13 protein-coding genes are annotated in these 15,867 nt (G+C 46.0%); 8 read left to right on the top strand and 5 right to left on the bottom strand.

The genetic code is table 11. The features are described from left to right. Nucleotides 1-67 precede the first annotated feature (67 nt). Nucleotides 68-1,378: an ammonium transporter gene (locus FRZ54_RS21385; protein WP_147033848.1), complete on the top strand. Its 1,311-nt coding sequence runs from the start codon at nucleotides 68-70 to the stop codon at nucleotides 1,376-1,378. A 44-nt stretch (nucleotides 1,379-1,422) separates the two neighbouring features. On the opposite strand, the gene FRZ54_RS21380 is transcribed toward FRZ54_RS21385, so the two are convergent. Further along, nucleotides 1,423-2,850 carry a serine hydrolase domain-containing protein gene (locus tag FRZ54_RS21380; RefSeq protein WP_147033847.1) on the bottom strand — a complete coding sequence of 476 codons (1,428 nt, stop codon included), beginning with the start codon at nucleotides 2,848-2,850 and terminating at the stop codon, nucleotides 1,423-1,425. A 135-nt stretch (nucleotides 2,851-2,985) separates the two neighbouring features. Between FRZ54_RS21380 and FRZ54_RS21375 the strand changes: the two genes are divergently transcribed. Continuing rightward, entirely contained in the window at nucleotides 2,986-4,959 is a 1,974-nt protein-coding gene (locus FRZ54_RS21375) for an amidohydrolase family protein (RefSeq protein ID WP_147033846.1), read from the top strand. A gap of 48 nt (nucleotides 4,960-5,007) precedes the next feature. Here FRZ54_RS21375 and FRZ54_RS21370 read toward each other — a convergent pair whose 3' ends face one another. Further along, nucleotides 5,008-6,270 carry a Gfo/Idh/MocA family protein gene (locus FRZ54_RS21370; RefSeq protein ID WP_147033845.1) on the bottom strand — a complete coding sequence of 421 codons (1,263 nt, stop codon included), beginning with the start codon at nucleotides 6,268-6,270 and terminating at the stop codon, nucleotides 5,008-5,010. Nucleotides 6,271-6,427: 157 nt separating this feature from the next. Here FRZ54_RS21370 and FRZ54_RS21365 point away from each other — a divergent pair, with 157 nt between their 5' ends. Together FRZ54_RS21365 and FRZ54_RS21360 are read left to right on the top strand one after the other, a co-directional pair. Next, entirely contained in the window at nucleotides 6,428-8,050 is a 1,623-nt protein-coding gene (locus tag FRZ54_RS21365) for a hypothetical protein (RefSeq protein WP_147033844.1), read from the top strand. Nucleotides 8,051-8,054: 4 nt separating this feature from the next. Then, entirely contained in the window at nucleotides 8,055-8,489 is a 435-nt protein-coding gene (locus FRZ54_RS21360; RefSeq protein ID WP_147033843.1) for a nuclear transport factor 2 family protein, read from the top strand. A gap of 1 nt (nucleotide 8,490) precedes the next feature. On the opposite strand, the gene FRZ54_RS21355 is transcribed toward FRZ54_RS21360, so the two are convergent. After that, nucleotides 8,491-9,345: a sugar phosphate isomerase/epimerase family protein gene (locus tag FRZ54_RS21355; protein ID WP_147033842.1), complete on the bottom strand. Its 855-nt coding sequence runs from the start codon at nucleotides 9,343-9,345 to the stop codon at nucleotides 8,491-8,493. Between the two features lie 238 nt (nucleotides 9,346-9,583). Here FRZ54_RS21355 and FRZ54_RS21350 point away from each other — a divergent pair, with 238 nt between their 5' ends. Together FRZ54_RS21350 and FRZ54_RS21345 are read left to right on the top strand one after the other, a co-directional pair. Beyond that, complete coding sequence (locus FRZ54_RS21350) at nucleotides 9,584-11,491, top strand: class II glutamine amidotransferase (RefSeq protein ID WP_147033841.1); 1,908 nt, start codon at nucleotides 9,584-9,586, stop codon at nucleotides 11,489-11,491. A gap of 102 nt (nucleotides 11,492-11,593) precedes the next feature. Continuing rightward, nucleotides 11,594-12,082, top strand: a complete 489-nt coding sequence (locus tag FRZ54_RS21345; protein WP_147033840.1) for a hypothetical protein — start codon at nucleotides 11,594-11,596, stop codon at nucleotides 12,080-12,082. Between the two features lie 23 nt (nucleotides 12,083-12,105). Here FRZ54_RS21345 and FRZ54_RS21340 read toward each other — a convergent pair whose 3' ends face one another. Continuing rightward, nucleotides 12,106-12,759 carry a LysE family translocator gene (locus tag FRZ54_RS21340; RefSeq protein WP_147033839.1) on the bottom strand — a complete coding sequence of 218 codons (654 nt, stop codon included), beginning with the start codon at nucleotides 12,757-12,759 and terminating at the stop codon, nucleotides 12,106-12,108. Between the two features lie 177 nt (nucleotides 12,760-12,936). Between FRZ54_RS21340 and FRZ54_RS21335 the strand changes: the two genes are divergently transcribed. Next, the gene (locus tag FRZ54_RS21335; RefSeq protein ID WP_147033838.1) at nucleotides 12,937-14,547 is read left to right on the top strand and encodes an MFS transporter; all 1,611 of its coding nucleotides are present in this window, start codon (nucleotides 12,937-12,939) and stop codon (nucleotides 14,545-14,547) included. Nucleotides 14,548-14,630: 83 nt separating this feature from the next. Next, the gene (locus FRZ54_RS21330) at nucleotides 14,631-15,086 is read left to right on the top strand and encodes a deoxycytidylate deaminase (protein WP_147033837.1); all 456 of its coding nucleotides are present in this window, start codon (nucleotides 14,631-14,633) and stop codon (nucleotides 15,084-15,086) included. A 6-nt stretch (nucleotides 15,087-15,092) separates the two neighbouring features. On the opposite strand, the gene cmk is transcribed toward FRZ54_RS21330, so the two are convergent. Then, nucleotides 15,093-15,773, bottom strand: coding sequence for a (d)CMP kinase (gene cmk, locus FRZ54_RS21325; protein ID WP_147033836.1), 681 nt, complete (start codon nucleotides 15,771-15,773; stop codon nucleotides 15,093-15,095). Between the last annotated feature and the right edge of the window lie 94 nt (nucleotides 15,774-15,867).

Here is a 15,867-nt window from a genome sequence, read left to right as displayed (position 1 = left end):
ATTGGTCATTTTTTGGAAAAAATAGTAATTTGCGAGCCGCAATATAAACCGATTACTTAACCAAATTATGAAACGTTATTTTCCCTTCCTGCTCATAGTAGGCGTACTGATCTTAACTTTTATCTTTCCATCTGTCGAATTTCACAACGTAGCCGAAAATCCCAAGTTCGATACCGGCGATATAGCCTGGATGTTGATGTCGACCGCATTGGTACTTATCATGACACCGGGTCTTGCTTTCTTTTACGGCGGTATGGTGAATAAGAAAAACGTGATCTCGACCATGCTCCAAAGCGTCATTTGTATGGTCATCATTACCGTAATGTGGGGAATTTTTGGTTTTAGTCTTGCCTTCGGCGATTCAATCGGCGGGATAATTGGTAACCCATCCACCTACTTCATGATGAAAGGGATGCTGGGCAACGCAACCTGGAAACTGGCCCCAACTATTCCATTGCTGCTTTTTGCCATGTACCAGCTAAAGTTCGCCATTATTACCCCTGCGCTCATTACCGGGGCCTTTGCCGAGCGTATCCGCTTTAACAGCTATATCATATTCCTTTGCTTATTCTCGATATTCATCTTTTCACCCCTTGCACACTCTACCTGGCACCCCGACGGCATATTAGCCAAATTGGGCGTACTGGACTTTGCGGGTGGTACGGTGGTGCACATGTCTGCGGGTTGGGCGGCGCTGGCATCAGCCATATACCTTAAAGGGCGCAGCGAAGCTAATCATGCGCCGGCCCGTGTCACTTATGTCATCATAGGAACCGGCCTGCTTTGGTTTGGTTGGTTTGGGTTTAATGCCGGTTCGGCCTTTGGTGCGAATCACCTGGCGGTAAATGCGCTGGCAACAAGCACCACAGCATCAGCAGCAGCCGGTTTGACCTGGATATTTTTTGATATGCTTCGCGGCAAAAAGCCTTCAGCTATGGGCACCTGTATCGGAGCCGTGGTTGGCCTGGTTGCTATTACGCCTGCGGCGGGTTTTGTATCGGTGCCACATTCACTGGCCATCGGCATTATTTCGGCCGTCGTAAGTAACCTGGTAGTTGAATGGCGCACGCGCACCTCTATCGATGATACGCTTGACGTGTTCCCTTGCCATGGCGTGGGTGGTATGGTGGGTATGCTGCTTACCGGGGTATTCGCTCACCAAAATGTTAATGCTGCCAATGTAACCGGCGATGGCTTGTTTTTCGGGCACACGCACTTATTCTATGTTCAGTGTATCGCGCTGGTGGCCGCTTCGGTATTCTCCTTCTTTGGTTCTTTATTGCTGCTGAAAATAACCGATATGATATCACCTTTGCGCGTTTCTGCTGAAGAAGAAACCATCGGCCTGGACATCAGCCAGCACGGCGAAAGATTATAATTTAATCATGTAGAGACGCACGATTGTGCGTCTCTACACCTGATTTATTTCACGCGCGTCAATTCATAATGCTCACCCTCGTCATCCGCTATTGCTTTGACGAATTTTCCGTCCGCACCCTTTACAAATTCCAAATCCGTCTCCATTATCTTTAGGAATAGATGATGGTCGTTTTCGGGATAGATGTTTGTCGGCGGCAGTCCAACTTTTGGCGCTTCGACTTTTAATCTCCCATTTACCAGGCTGACCGTAGTGTCATATCGTTCATTGTGCCACACGCCGGTAAACATTCTTAATTGCTCTTCGGCTAACTTAGCTGTGCCGCGATAAGGATGATAGCTCTCCCATTCGAAAGGAATGGTTACGCCGGTTAGTTTCTGAACCAGTTCAGTAAAGATACTTTCAGCATTGTCACTGTTACTCATAATGATCAGAGCGGTCTTTTGCTGCGGAATGGCGATCGAATAATGCTGCCATCCAAATCCATGGCCTTCTTTAAAAAATGCCCGACCATAAGGTGTTTGGAAAAGTCCCCAGCCCAGGCCGTATGCCAACTGTATTTTGCTGTTATCGGCTACCGATGTTGTGTCGAGTGAAAACATCTGCGTTTTAGAATTGATCACAATCTGTGGCGAAAACGCCTGGCCCCAATATTTATTACCGAGCCGTTGATGCTGCATTACTGCGGCAATAAATCGCATATAATCAGCAATAGTCGTTTCCATCGAGCCGGCCGCATATACATGCGTGTACCTGTCTTTATGTAATGTGTCCTCTTGTATGTTATGACCGACGGCATAATCTTCCTCAAAACGTGGCTGCCACAAAAAGCTGGTTTTGGTCATTCCAAAAGGGATAAATATTTTTTCCCGGGCTATATCCTCCAAACTGCGATGGGTAACCGCTTCAACCACCATCTGCAATAGTTGTATGCCTTCGCCCGAATAAGCATAATGCGTACCGGGTGTAAAATAGATGCCCATTTTTTTGCCCGGGTCGGCGTCACGCCAGTTGGGGAAGCCAGTTGAATGCCGTAGACAGTCGCGCGCTGTTATCAATTTCCATCGGTCATCACCTGCCAGTTCCTTATAATTGTCATACTCAGGCAACGGCTTTGGCAGGTAAGTGTACAAGGGTTTATCCAGGTCGATAACGCCGTCCTGCGCCAGCTGCAGCACAGTATAGGCAAACAGTGGCTTAGCCAGCGACGCGGCATAAAAGCTTGTTGCCGTATCGTTCAGTTGCTTTTTGGCTTTATTTGCAAAACCATAGGCTTTTATATAAGCGGGCTGGTTGTTGCTGATAATGCGGATACACAGACCTGTGACCTCCGCGGTGTCCATTAATTTGTGGACTACTTTATCGATGGCCGCAGCCGTCATCGTACCCCCATCAGGCCTTTTGATGTTTCGCTGGGCCGATGAAGGCTGGACGATAAAGAGGATAAATGCAGATAGGATAAGTTTCTTCATAGTGTTGCAGGATCGGTTGACGGCGGGGTACCGCTTTTTTAGACGCTTGATTGCAAAATGGTTTAATCGGCGCAATTAATTTTATCCGGAACAGAAATTAATAATAAATTTACTGGTAGCTAATCGCAATTAACGATGAAAAAATATTTATTCCTTATCCCGTTGTCGGCTTTTTGCCTTGGGGCACATGCCCAACAAACCGATACAGACAGCGGTACATTTATATTGCATAAGTTTCAGCAGGCGATAGGCAAAGAGACTTACCAGGTGAATAAAAGTAAGGACGCCGTAACCTATTCAGCCAGTTTTAAATTTACAGACCGGGGTTCGCCGGTGCCGTTTAAAGCGGAACTGAAAGTAACGCCTGCGGCGGAACCACTGGAATTTGATATCAAAGGAAAATTCTCGCGGTTCTCTGAAATAAATGATAAAATAAGCATCACAAACGGCCAGGCACATATCCTCGTCGATGATTCGGCGCACGACCAAAAAATAGAATCTTTGGCCTTCCCCGTTGCGGGTTATGCACCGGTTATCGGGCAGCAGGTTTTGTTGCAATACTGGAAAAAACATCATGAACCTGCCAGCATCGATATACTGCCGACCGGTTCGGTGCAAATAAGGCGCGACGGCGCAGATACGCTGACTTTCAACGGCAAGCCGCTGATGCTGGAAAGATATACCATAGGCGGCCTGATATGGGGTAATGTATTTGTCTGGACAACTAAGCAGGGCCAGGTGATCAGCGTTATTGAGAATGATGCCGAATTTGACAAATTCGAAGCCATGCGCGAACCTTATGAAGAACTGTTACCTGTTCTGATAGGTAAAACAGCGACCTATAGCATGCGCCTTTTCACTAAATCGGCAGCGCCGGGCGGCAAGACTGAAAAACTGATCGCGATAACAGGCGGAACGATTTACGATGTGGTTAATGAAAGACCGATCCCTGACGCTGTAATACTTGTCGAAAACGGTGTGATTAAAAAAGTTGGCAAAAAGGGCGAATTAGCCGTACCTGCCGGTGCAAAAGTGATTGACGCAACAGGTAAGATGATATTCCCCGGTTTATGGGATATGCACGCCCATTTTGAACAAGCCGAATGGGGGCCGGCCTACCTGGCCGCAGGTGTTACTACCGTTCGCGATTGCGGTAACGAGTATGATTTTATCAATGCTATAAAAAAAGCCATCGACGGAGGAACCGGGGTAGGGCCGACGATATTGAAAGCCGGCATCATCGACGGTAAGGGCCCGATTGCCCTGGGCGTTATACAAGCTGATACGAAAGAGGAGGCCGTTGCAGCCGTCGACCGCTACAAGAACAACGGGTTCGTACAGATCAAAATTTACAGTTCGGTAAAGCCGGCAATAGTTAAAGCCATATGCGATGAGGCACATAAACAAGGCCTGACGGTTACCGGGCATATCCCCCAGGGTATGAACCTTGAGGCAGGTGTCGATTCGGGTATGGACATGGTGAACCATGTGCAATATGTGTACTCGATCATGAAGCGCAATAAGGACCGCTCCATCGATTTTGATGACTCGACCAGTAAAGCCGCTATTCAATTTATAAAGGACCACAATGTGGTGATCGACCCCACAATCGGTGTTTTTGAGATGAGCTTCCGCAACGTAAAGGATGATATTACACAAATTGAGCCTGCATTTAATACCCTTCCGGTGCCTTTGAAGGCCTTATTGAAGAATTTTGGCATGGAGCCGGAGCGATCCAAACAGTTTGAACCACTTTATCAAAGCATGGTCACGATCGTTAAAAAATTGCACGATGCAGGCGTTACCATTGTTGCAGGCACTGACCAGGGTTTTCCAGGCTTCGGCGTTGCCAGGGAATTGGAATTATACGTCCAGGCGGGCCTTACCCCGGCAGATGCGATACAGACCGCCACCATTACGCCGGCCAAAGTGATGAAGCTGGATAAAACGAGTGGTTCGATAGAAGAAGGTAAAAGCGCTGATCTGATTATCGTTAATGGTGACCCCCTGAAAAACATAAGAGATATCCGTAATGTAACTACGGTTATTAAAGCCGGGCATATTTATGAGCCCGGACCGCTGCATAAACTGGTAGGATTTAGTAAATGAAGGCTCTACTTTAAGCCCCTCTCCCTTGGAGAGAGGTTGGGGCGGGGCTTATAAGACGTTCCACTCTTTCTTCATTTCCCTTCCGGTCAATTTGTTCGCCTCGTCGTCATCAAGAAAAACTTCTTTTGCCGGGTCCCATTTTAGCGGACGGTTTAGCTCATAAGCTATATTGCCGAGGTTGCAAACCGTAGCGGTCCGGTGCCCAATCTCCACATCGGCAACCGGTTTGGTGCGCTTACGGATGGCCTGCAGGAAATCTTTATAATGGTCGTCGCTTCGATAAACATGTTTTTCATTATCCCCTATAGTTTGATTAAGCAACGAGCCGGGATTTGTTTCCAGTTTACCCCGAACCACATGAATGTCGCCTTTAGTGCCAACAAAAGTAACTCCCTGGTTCCCTTCAGGTTCGTGCGTCATCGTAATGCCATTCGCATACCGGTAGGTTAGGAATTTATGATCTTTATCCGGCGGGGTAATTAATACCGGGCCACTGCCGTCCATGTCAAGGCCCCACTGGGCAATATCGAACATGTGCGCACCCCAATCGGTCATGCCGCCGCCACCAAATTCCCTGTAATCGCGCCAGTGCGCCCAAAAGTCATCAGTTAAGCCAGGTGCCAGGTTATGGTTAAATACTTGCGGTTTAACATTCGGGCCCAGCCACATGTCCCAGTTCAGCCCTGCGGGCATGGGTTCCTGTGGCAGGTTGTAAGGTATAGGCGGTGGTCCCACGTTTACCCTTACGGTCTTGATCTCGCCGATATAGCCGTTTCTCACCAACTCCACAGCCTGCCTGAATTCGGCCCACGAACGCTGCATACTACCCGTTTGAAAAACCCTTTTATGTTCCCTTGCTGCCTTCACCATCGCGCGCCCCTCTTTTATCGTCAGCGACAACGGCTTTTCGCAATAAATATCCTTCCCGGCTTTTGCGGCCATTACTGCTATTGCAGCGTGCCAGTGGTCGGGGGTGGCAATAACTACCGCGTTGATATCCTTGCGGTCCAGTATCCTGCGAAAATCGCTATACATGTCACAGCCAGGCAGCTTTTCGGTAAAGCGGTGTAATTTGGCCTCGTACACATCTGCGGCAGCCAAAATTCTCACCTCACCTGTTTTAAGGAAAGAGTCCTGCAGGCCCATTGCCTGTTTGCCGGTGCCGATAAAACCAAGTGTTATTTGATCGCCGGGCGCCGCCAATGCTTTACAGCCCATTACATATCGTGGCAAAACCACAGCAGCAGAAAGCACAGAGGCACGGGTTAAAAATTGTCGTCTGTTGATAGCGTTAGGGTTTTCTTTTTTCATGATCGGTATAATCGGATATGGACAAAATAAATATAGCGCAAAATTCATTTCGTTATGTAACAATTATGTGTTTTCAGAAAGTACCGCAGTTTTATCGGTATGTCGTTATTGTTTTTAACTTTATCAAACCAATTGCTTAACGCCTTTTAGAAGAACTATGACCCGGAAATTTATTTTCATCACCTTAGCGCTGTCATTTGTGATAGGACACCTATTTGCCCAGCAGGGCGAAATGCTGATCTATCATCCTATCAAAACCGACAAAGCCGGCAACATCGTGCCCTGGTATAACGACGATCCGGCGATAGCGTTCGACCATAACCTGCACACCATCTGGAACTTCTGGTTCAACATGAGGCGGGACATGAACGGCCTGCCATATTATATGAACCACCAGGTTTGGAACGCCAATTTTGACGACCCGCGAGGCATTGGCGGCGATCAGTTGATGATGGCCATGTCCTCGTGGCGTTTATTGTACGCTTATACCGGGGATGAAAATGTAAAAGAGAACATGAGTTTCCTGGCGGGGTATTACCTTACCCATGGCCTGTCGCCGGCCAACTGTAAATGGCCCAATATACCGTTTCCGTATAATACACTGATCTATTCGGGGATTTATGATGGCGATATGCGCAACGGAAAGGATGTGGCGCAGCTGGATAAGGCGGGGTCGTTAGGCTTAGAGTTGGTCCATCTTTATAAGATCAAAGGCGACCCAATCTTTCTGGATGCTGCTATCAAAATAGCCAATACCCTTGCGCCGAATGTTAAGGCGGGTAATAACGAGCATTCGCCGCTACCGTTTAAGGTGAATGTGTTCACCGGCAAAACCGTTCTGCTGAACACCACAGGTAAACTGGAAGGCAATTCAAAAGATACGGCTTGCTATACCAGCAACCTTACGCCAACAGTGCAGCTGTTTTGGGATTTGATGGAATTGAAAAAAGGCAAGGTGGCATTATATAAAATTGCGGCAGATAAAATAATTAAATGGATAAGGAGATACCCTGCCAAAACCAATAAATGGGGGCCGTTTTTTGAAGATGTGGGTATATGGAGCGAAACACAGATCAACGCCATGACCTGCGCCCGGTTTATGATGGAACACCCGCAGTACTTCCCCGAATGGAAAGGCGATGTGAAAAACATTATCAATTGGGTACATAAGAACTTTGGCGATGACCGCTGGAAAAAATACGGGGTTATCGTAACTAAAGAACAAACGGTTTACCCGGTTCCCGGTAACAGCCATTGCTCAAGACAGGCGGCAGATGAACTGCTGTATACCTCACTTTCCGGCGACACCACCTTTTACAAAAATGCCCTGCTCGAACTGAATTGGGCGACCTATGCCGTGGATGTTGACGGTAAAAATTGTTTTCCGTTTGATGAACCCTGGCTAACCGATGGCTACGGCGATTATGTGCGACATTATTTAAGGGCGATGGCGACTTATCCCTCACTTGCGCCAGCGCAGGATCACATCCTTTCAAGCACTTCTGTTATTCAGCAAGTGGATTACAAGGGCTTTTTCAAGAAATTTATCTACCTCAATTTCAATGCGGATACTAACAAGGTCCGGTTATTTTACCGGGCTTTTGACAATGATGGAACGGAAGAAATACGAATGAACGCCAGGCCGGGCGCGGTGTTATTGAACGACAAACCGATTAGCGAAACGGCGACAGGTGAGGGTTATAGTTGGCAGGCGTTGGAAAAAGGCGGTGTATTGTGGGTTCGGCGCAAGAATGGTGATAAAGTGATCATAATGGAGTAAGGCTATGAAAACATTGCTGGTATGGTTGATAGCGATTTTGTCCCTGCAAAATTGCTTTGCCCAAAATAAGGACGTAGCCACATTAAAACAATTAAATGCGGTTTGGATAGCCTCTTATGTAACCCGCGACACCGCGAAAATGGGTGGTGTGTTTGCTGAAGACCTCGTTTTAACTAACCCTTCAGGAAAGACTTTCCACAAGCGGGATATTCTGAAAGGTGTAGTATCTCCCAACCAGGAATGCCTTTCGTCGAAAATTGATACGGTAAGTGTTCGACTATTTGGCAACATCGGTATTATCAATGCCGAAATAACCGTCGTTGTCAAAGCAAGCGGCAAAACAGATACTGTACACACCAACTATATGGACGTTTATGAAAAACGTCATGGCCGCTGGTATGCGGTGGCGGCGCACGTCACCTTGCTCGATGCCAAATAGTTTATTCTTTCAGGCTTTTGATATAGGCTATCGTCACCGGTATCTGTGCCGCATGGTTGGGGCTTTCGTCCTCGATAAAATAATGTTTGATACCGATGGCCTTCGCGGCTTTCAATACCTCCGGCACGTTGATCTGCCCGGTACCTAACGCCACATCGTTCCTGGTGTCCGTGCCGCCGGTCAGGTCATTGGCTATGCCTTTGCGAATATCCTTCAGGTGCATCAGTTTCCAGCGATCCTTGTATTTGTAAAGCAGTTTGGCCGGGTCGCCGCCGCCATGGAAGGTCCAAAGCATGTCCATTTCGAAGGATACATATTTTGGGTCGGTATTTTTAACAATATAGTCGAACAAGGTACCATCCTCATATGGCCCGAATTCATATCCGTGATCGTGGTAGCATAAAGTTATGCCATTTTCCGCCAGTACTTTGCCAGCCCGGTTAAAATCGTCCACGGCCTTTTTCGCGTCATCAATAGTGAAAGTCTTTCCGTGTGGTATCCACGCCACCATAATGTATTTGGATCCAAAAGTTTTCGCCAGTTTGATAAACGGCTCAGGGTCCTTTGTTATCGCGTTATAATCAGCGCCAAGCGATGGCATGCTGATGCCGCGTTCATCCAGCATTTTTTTGAACTCTTCCGGCGTAGTATTTTTAGGGTTCGGGCCTTCCATTTCGGTTATCCCAAGCGCTTTGATGGTATCTAAAGTTGCCGCAACACCCGTAGGGAAGCTATTTCGGTAGGTATATGATTGCACGCCGATGGCGCCGGTAAACAGGGGTTTCTCCTTTTGAGCGAAAGCGCTCCCCGCGGAAAACAGGATCAGTAAACAGACTGATAAGACAACTTTTTTCATAGTTAAACTGGCTTAATAACGCAAAATAGAAATAATGGATCAATTACCTGTTCAGTTATTAATTAAACGCTCGAATTGAATAGAAAATGTTAAAATCAACGTAATATTCACCACAGATCATTCGCTATTCACCACTCACCATTGACCATTCACTACCTGAATATTAATGCATTTTAATGACATTGTTAATTTAGAGTTTCAACATTTATATTGTACTTTTGCCGACTCGTTCCCAATCATGAGTGATCAGATAAAACACGAATGCGGTGTGGCGTTCATCCGACTTTTAAAGCCACTGTCGTACTACCAAAAAAAATATGGCACTGCGCTGTACGGACTAAACAAATTGTACCTCTTAATGGAAAAACAACATAACCGCGGCCAGGACGGCGCGGGCGTTGCTACCATTAAGCTGGACATTGAACCGGGCAAACGCTACATCAGCCGCCACCGTTCCATGGCCTCCAATGCCGTTGCCGATATATTCGAATACATCCAGAAAAAATTTGCCGATATACAAAAGGAGACGCCGGAGAAGATGAACGATGCCGAATGGCTGAAGCAAAACGTCAGCTTTACAGGCGAGGTCTTATTGGGTCATTTGCGCTACGGTACGCACGGTAAGAACAGTATCGAGAATTGCCACCCGTTTTTGCGGCAAAACAACTGGCAAACGCGTAACCTGGTGATTGCAGGTAACTTCAACATGACGAATGTTGATGAGTTGCTGCAGCAGCTTTACGACCTGGGCCAGCACCCGAAAGAAAAAGCCGATACCATCACTGTGCTCGAAAAGATCGGGCACTTTTTGGATACAGAGAACCAGGGGCTGTTTGACCAATACAAACGGGAGGGACACGATAACAACGTTGAGATCAGCAAGTTAATAGCAAAGGACCTTGATGTTGCCAAAATTCTGCGAAAGTCGGCGAGGAATTGGGATGGAGGATATACCATAGCGGGCATTTTCGGTCACGGGGATGCCTTTGTTATGCGCGATCCAAGTGGTATCAGGCCGGCATTCTACTATTATAACGACGAGATCGTAGTGGCGGCGTCTGAACGCCCGGCACTGCAAACAGCCTTCAACATTCCAATCGAGGAGATCAAAGAAATACAGCCGGGCCATGCTTTGATCGTTAAAAAGAGCGGCAAGGTAAAAGAAGAAATGTTCTTTGAACCGCTGGAAAAGAAATCCTGCTCGTTCGAGCGTATCTATTTTTCGCGCGGAAGCGATGCTTCGATTTACCGCGAACGCAAGCAATTAGGGAGGCTGCTTTGCCCGCAAATATTAGACGCCGTTAATCACGATATTAAGAATACTGTATTCTCCTACATCCCTAACACAGCCGAAGTGGCCTTTTACGGAATGGTTGAAGGGATGCACAAGTATACCAAGCAATACCAGCGCGATAAGCTATTGAACCGCGCCGACAAGATAAGCGACGAGGAATTAACCGAAGTGCTGGCTTTAGCGCCGCGGGTCGAAAAGATCGCCATTAAAGATGTAAAACTGCGCACTTTCATCACACAGGATGCCGACCGCAGCGAGATGGTGGCCCACGTATATGACACTACCTACGGGCTGATCAAAAAGGGCGAAGATACTTTAGTAGTGCTGGATGATTCTATCGTGCGTGGTACTACCCTAAAACAAAGTATCCTGAAGATACTCGACCGCCTTGGTCCAAAAAAGATCGTTGTAGTTTCATCCGCGCCGCAGATTCGCTTCCCTGATTGCTATGGTATTGATATGTCGCGCATGGGCGAATTCGTCGCCTTCGAGGCCGCTATCAGCCTGCTTAAGGACATGGGTAAGGAAGATGTGATCCTCGAAGTTTATAAAAAATGTAAAGACACTGCTCACCTGCCAAAGGAAGAGGTAGAAAATTATGTGAAAGCCATTTACGAGCCTTTTACCGACCAGGAGATATCCGACCGAATTGCCCGGATAATTACTCCTAAAGAGATCAATGCCGAGGTGAAAGTCATTTACCAGACGCTTGATAACTTACATATTGCATGTCCCGATCATACGGGTGATTGGTATTTCTCTGGTAATTTCCCTACTCCGGGTGGTAATAAGGTGGTTAACCGCGCTTTTGTCAACTGGATGGAAGGCAAAAATCAGCGGGGGTATATGTAATCATTTAGAGATTGACGATTAGTTTGACTAATTATAGAAATAGCGATAGGTTTACCTGTCGCTATTTTTTATGATTATAATTGCGATGTTGATTTATAATTTATGAAATCAAAATTTAGGTTTTGGGCTTATTTACTGGGGTTGTTGATGATAGTATTTTCTGTTATGCTAGTTGGGGTACTGTCCGGTAGTGCTCTAAATAAAAACATACCCTTTGGCTTTTTCCTTATTGCTTGTTTGTTTTTCCTGTTCGTGTGGATTTGGATGTTTTTTGGTGAGCTGCGAACCAAAGCGATTTCTTTCAATGTCGAACACAGAAGTTTTATTGTGAAGCCCTATTTGGGGTTGGGAACAGCAAAAAAGTATGATTTGGATGATATAGCCGGGTTTAAAACGTCAATTTTATCATCAAAAAGTGGTAGCTATGAATACTTATACCTATTAGCAGGCGGCAAACGGATAGTAAAGCTTTCAGAATTTTATCACAGCAATTATATACAGATAAAAAAATATCTCATAGCCATAAACATTAAAAATTTAGGGATGGAAAGATTTAGTTACAGGGAGGAGCTTAAAGATACCTTTAGATGATTTACCATTGATTATTTTAATAATTAACTGCTGAACGCTGCAAATACGTAATGTGTTACCAGCTTATCGAAAAGTATTAACGAAGCAATAATAAGCGCTATTCCCGCCACTTCATTAAGGCGATGCACAAAATTGACGGATATCCGGTCGCGCAATTTATTTGCATAAAAGGCCTTTGTCGTATCGAGCCCGAATTGAACGACCAGGATGGTGAGGAACATCACCGCGATCTTTAATGATCGATTGGGCACTCCATAAATATAAAGTGTACTGGCGGTACCGATAACCACCGTCCAGTGAAAAAGCAGGGTGGGGTTGAGGATACACATCAGGAAGCCCTTCAAAAAATACCCGGTACGTTTAAGCTTTGAGGGCACCTTGTTATCGTAATTTACTTCGGATTTTTTGAAGATATAATAGATTCCCAGTGCAAACAGCACTATACAGCCAATTACTCCCGCATTCCGCTTATCCTGGCTCGAGATATCAAAATACTGTGAACCGAACAGAATGGCTCCCACAAATACCACATCGCTTGTAACCACACCCAGGGCCAGTGCAACCCCGGCATGAAACCCTTTTTCGATGCTTGTTTTTATTAAAGCAAAGAAAACCGGGCCCGTAAGAAAAGTAAGCACCAACCCAATCCCAATACCCCTAATTATAGCTTCTATCATTAATTCTGGCTTAGGAATATAAAATTCCCCCTATACAGGGAACGAATATGCGATTTTATATAGTGAATAACCAAACCTAAAATTGGGATTTATTATTTAAAAAAACTATGCGGCAAATTGTAAAAATAATCTTTATGTTAGTGATTTGTAAAAACTCTCTGACAACCTAACTAACAAATGGAACAAAACAAAACAAAAAGTTACGGATCGGCTCTGTATACTATCATCACTGTGTTTTTCTTTTGGGGCTTCCTTGCCGCGTCGAACGGAATTTTCATCCCGTTCTGTAAAGCACATTTTCATCTTACCCAATTCGAATCCCAGCTGATTGACTTTACTTTTTATGGCGGATATTTTATCGGTTCGCTGGTATTGTATTTTGCGTCCCAGGCTACCAAAGTCGACATTTTGAATAAGCTGGGCTATAAAAATGGCATTATATACGGTTTGATCCTTTCTGCGGTAGGCGCCCTTATTATGGTTCCGGCCATCAATTCAGGTTCATTTGGGTTCATCCTCGGTTCCTTTTTTATTATTGCATTGGGTTTCTCCTTACAGCAAACGGCGGCCAACCCGTTTGTTATAGCGCTTGGGTCGCCCGAAACAGGTTCAAACCGACTTAACCTGGCGGGCGGTGTAAATAATTTCGGTACATTATTGGGCCCGGTTATTGTAAGTATTGTGTTGTTTGGAAGTGCTAGTAAGCTAATCCCCGCCGCCGACGTAAATATTACGTCGGTAAATAACCTGTATTTTATATTGGCCGGTTTATATATTGCTGTAGCGATATTTTTCTGGATATCAAATCTGCCAAAGGTTACAAGCGATGAAAAAATAGAAGCAGGCACCAAGACAAATTTACCCCTGCTGGTGATATTTGTAGCGTTTTGTCTCATTTTGGCTGCGGGCCCGTTAACCCAGGCAACAGGGCTGCCCAGGTCATATTTTGTCTATGCGTCGTTGGCTATTATATTAATAACCCTGATCGCGTCACTTTCAGCCTCAAGCAAAAGCAATGAAGGGTGGGGGGCAATGCACTATCCGCAACTGATCTATGGTATGATCGCCATATTTACGTATGTAGGTGTGGAAGTAACCATCCAAAGTAACATGGGCGCTTTATTGAAAACACCTGAATTTGGCGGATTTAAAGAATCGGAAATTGCCCCTTATATTTCTCTTTACTGGGGAAGCCTGATGATAGGCCGTTGGACGGGTGCTATCTCGGTGTTTAATCTTTCAAAATCAATAAAACAAGTGCTGACGGTTATTGTTCCGTTGTTTGCCTTTGGTGTCGTGTTATTAGTAAATTACCTAAGCGGAAAGGATGTAAGCAATCTGTACATTTATGTGGTTTGCGTTGCCGTTTTGATCGTTGGATTTTTTATCGGACAAGAGAAACCTGTACGTACGCTCACGATATTCGGAATTCTCGGTGCTTTAGCTATGATTGTAGGATTAATGACAACCGGCCGCGTCGGCTTATTTGCTTTTATCAGTGGCGGTTTGTGTTGCTCAATCATGTGGCCCTCTATATTCGCCTTAGCGATAGCGGGCTTAGGGAAGTACACCAGCCAGGGCTCAGCTTTTTTGATCATGATGATCCTGGGAGGTTCTATTATCCCTCCGGTTCAGGGTATCTTGGCCGATACCAGCGGTATACATCTATCTTATGTGATACCTGTAATATGCTTCGCTTATCTCGCTTTCTTTGCCTGGAAAGCGGGCTTCGAATTGAAGAAGCAAGGTATTGACGTGGATAACCTGGAAGCAGGCGGAGGACACTGATTTTATGTAATTGGCGATTAGTTGACTTGTGATTAGTATTACCATGTACAACTGATCACTAATTAACAAGTCACTAATTAACCATGACCAAACTAAGTTTCGATCATATTTTTATGAACCTGGCAACCGACCTGGCCAAACGCTCACATTGCGTTAAGGCCCAGGTCGGTGCCGTTTTAGCTAAGGACACCCGTATCATTTCTATAGGCTATAACGGTCCGCCGGCGGGTACCCATAACTGCGACGAGGAATGGCCCGAAACCGGCTGCGCGCGCGACGCACGGGGCAGTTGCTCGCTTGCCTTGCACGCCGAAGAGAATGCTATTCTTTATGCCGTTAAAAATGGCGCCAACCTGGAAGGAGCAACGCTGTACACTACCTTATCGCCATGCCTGCCATGCGCGAGGCTGATATTTTCGGCCGGGGTAAAGCAAGTATTCTTTTTAAACTCTTACGCCGAATATAAGGGGCTCCCAAGCGACGAAGGTGTCGATTTCCTGAACCGATTTGGTGTTAATGCGGAGAAAGTTATTGGGTGAAATCCATTATTCCGGGTCAAGCAGCGACTTGATCTTATTTAGCGCGAAATCCAATTGCTGGTCGGGCGTCATATTGGTATTATCAAGTATAATGGCATCCTGCGCCCTTATCAGCGGACTTTCCTCGCGGGTAGTATCCTGGTAATCGCGGTGGGCCAGGTTCTCGAAAACCTCTTCCAATGTTATATCCGGGTTCTTTTCGTAAAGCTCTTTATATCTTCGTTCGGCTCGCACCTTGGGGTCGGCAGTCATAAATATTTTCAGCTGGGCATCGGGGAAAACGGTGGTACCGATGTCCCGCCCGTCCATCACGATATTTTTGGAGCGGCCCATTCGCTGCTGCTGCTTCACCATCTCGTGGCGTACTTCGCGTAGTGCCGCTACAGCGCTCACATTATCTGACACAGGCATCCGCCGGATCTCTTCCGATACTTCCTCGTCGTTCAGCGTGATGTGCGTCTGGTAATCGCGCGAATGGAAGTTGAGGTGGATGTTCTTTAGCGCTTCAGCAACCTGCTGATGATCATGAAGGTCGACATGATGACGGATAAAATAGAGCGTCACCGCCCGGTACATGGCGCCGCTATCAACGTAAATAAAATGAAGCTTTTGGGCTAATGCCTTCGCTAATGTGCTCTTCCCGCATGAAGAATAGCCGTCGATAGCTATTACAATGTTACTGCTCATCGGAGTGCTAAGGTAACAAAATATGTTTTCAGTTGATTAGGTGGAATCAGTTAAGTGGTTGATTAAGTTTTCCGATTTCTACAAATCAACTTAA

Origin of the sequence: Mucilaginibacter ginsenosidivorans (genome assembly GCF_007971025.1) — a bacterium.
GTDB lineage: Bacteria > Bacteroidota > Bacteroidia > Sphingobacteriales > Sphingobacteriaceae > Mucilaginibacter > Mucilaginibacter ginsenosidivorans.
The sequence above is the reverse complement of the archived record's forward strand: the minus strand, read 5'-3'. Positions and strand labels throughout refer to the sequence as shown.

Coding starts and splice junctions, on each gene's coding strand:
- FRZ54_RS21335 (WP_147033838.1), top strand. CDS start 12,937: ATGGAACAAAACAAAACAAAAAGTTACGGATCGGCTCTGTATACTATC.
- FRZ54_RS21385 (WP_147033848.1), top strand. CDS start 68: ATGAAACGTTATTTTCCCTTCCTGCTCATAGTAGGCGTACTGATCTTA.
- FRZ54_RS21345 (WP_147033840.1), top strand. CDS start 11,594: ATGAAATCAAAATTTAGGTTTTGGGCTTATTTACTGGGGTTGTTGATG.
- FRZ54_RS21365 (WP_147033844.1), top strand. CDS start 6,428: ATGACCCGGAAATTTATTTTCATCACCTTAGCGCTGTCATTTGTGATA.
- FRZ54_RS21330 (WP_147033837.1), top strand. CDS start 14,631: ATGACCAAACTAAGTTTCGATCATATTTTTATGAACCTGGCAACCGAC.
- FRZ54_RS21350 (WP_147033841.1), top strand. CDS start 9,584: ATGAGTGATCAGATAAAACACGAATGCGGTGTGGCGTTCATCCGACTT.
- FRZ54_RS21340 (WP_147033839.1), bottom strand. CDS start 12,759: ATGATAGAAGCTATAATTAGGGGTATTGGGATTGGGTTGGTGCTTACT.
- FRZ54_RS21360 (WP_147033843.1), top strand. CDS start 8,055: ATGAAAACATTGCTGGTATGGTTGATAGCGATTTTGTCCCTGCAAAAT.
- FRZ54_RS21375 (WP_147033846.1), top strand. CDS start 2,986: ATGAAAAAATATTTATTCCTTATCCCGTTGTCGGCTTTTTGCCTTGGG.
- cmk (WP_147033836.1), bottom strand. CDS start 15,773: ATGAGCAGTAACATTGTAATAGCTATCGACGGCTATTCTTCATGCGGG.
- FRZ54_RS21355 (WP_147033842.1), bottom strand. CDS start 9,345: ATGAAAAAAGTTGTCTTATCAGTCTGTTTACTGATCCTGTTTTCCGCG.
- FRZ54_RS21370 (WP_147033845.1), bottom strand. CDS start 6,270: ATGAAAAAAGAAAACCCTAACGCTATCAACAGACGACAATTTTTAACC.
- FRZ54_RS21380 (WP_147033847.1), bottom strand. CDS start 2,850: ATGAAGAAACTTATCCTATCTGCATTTATCCTCTTTATCGTCCAGCCT.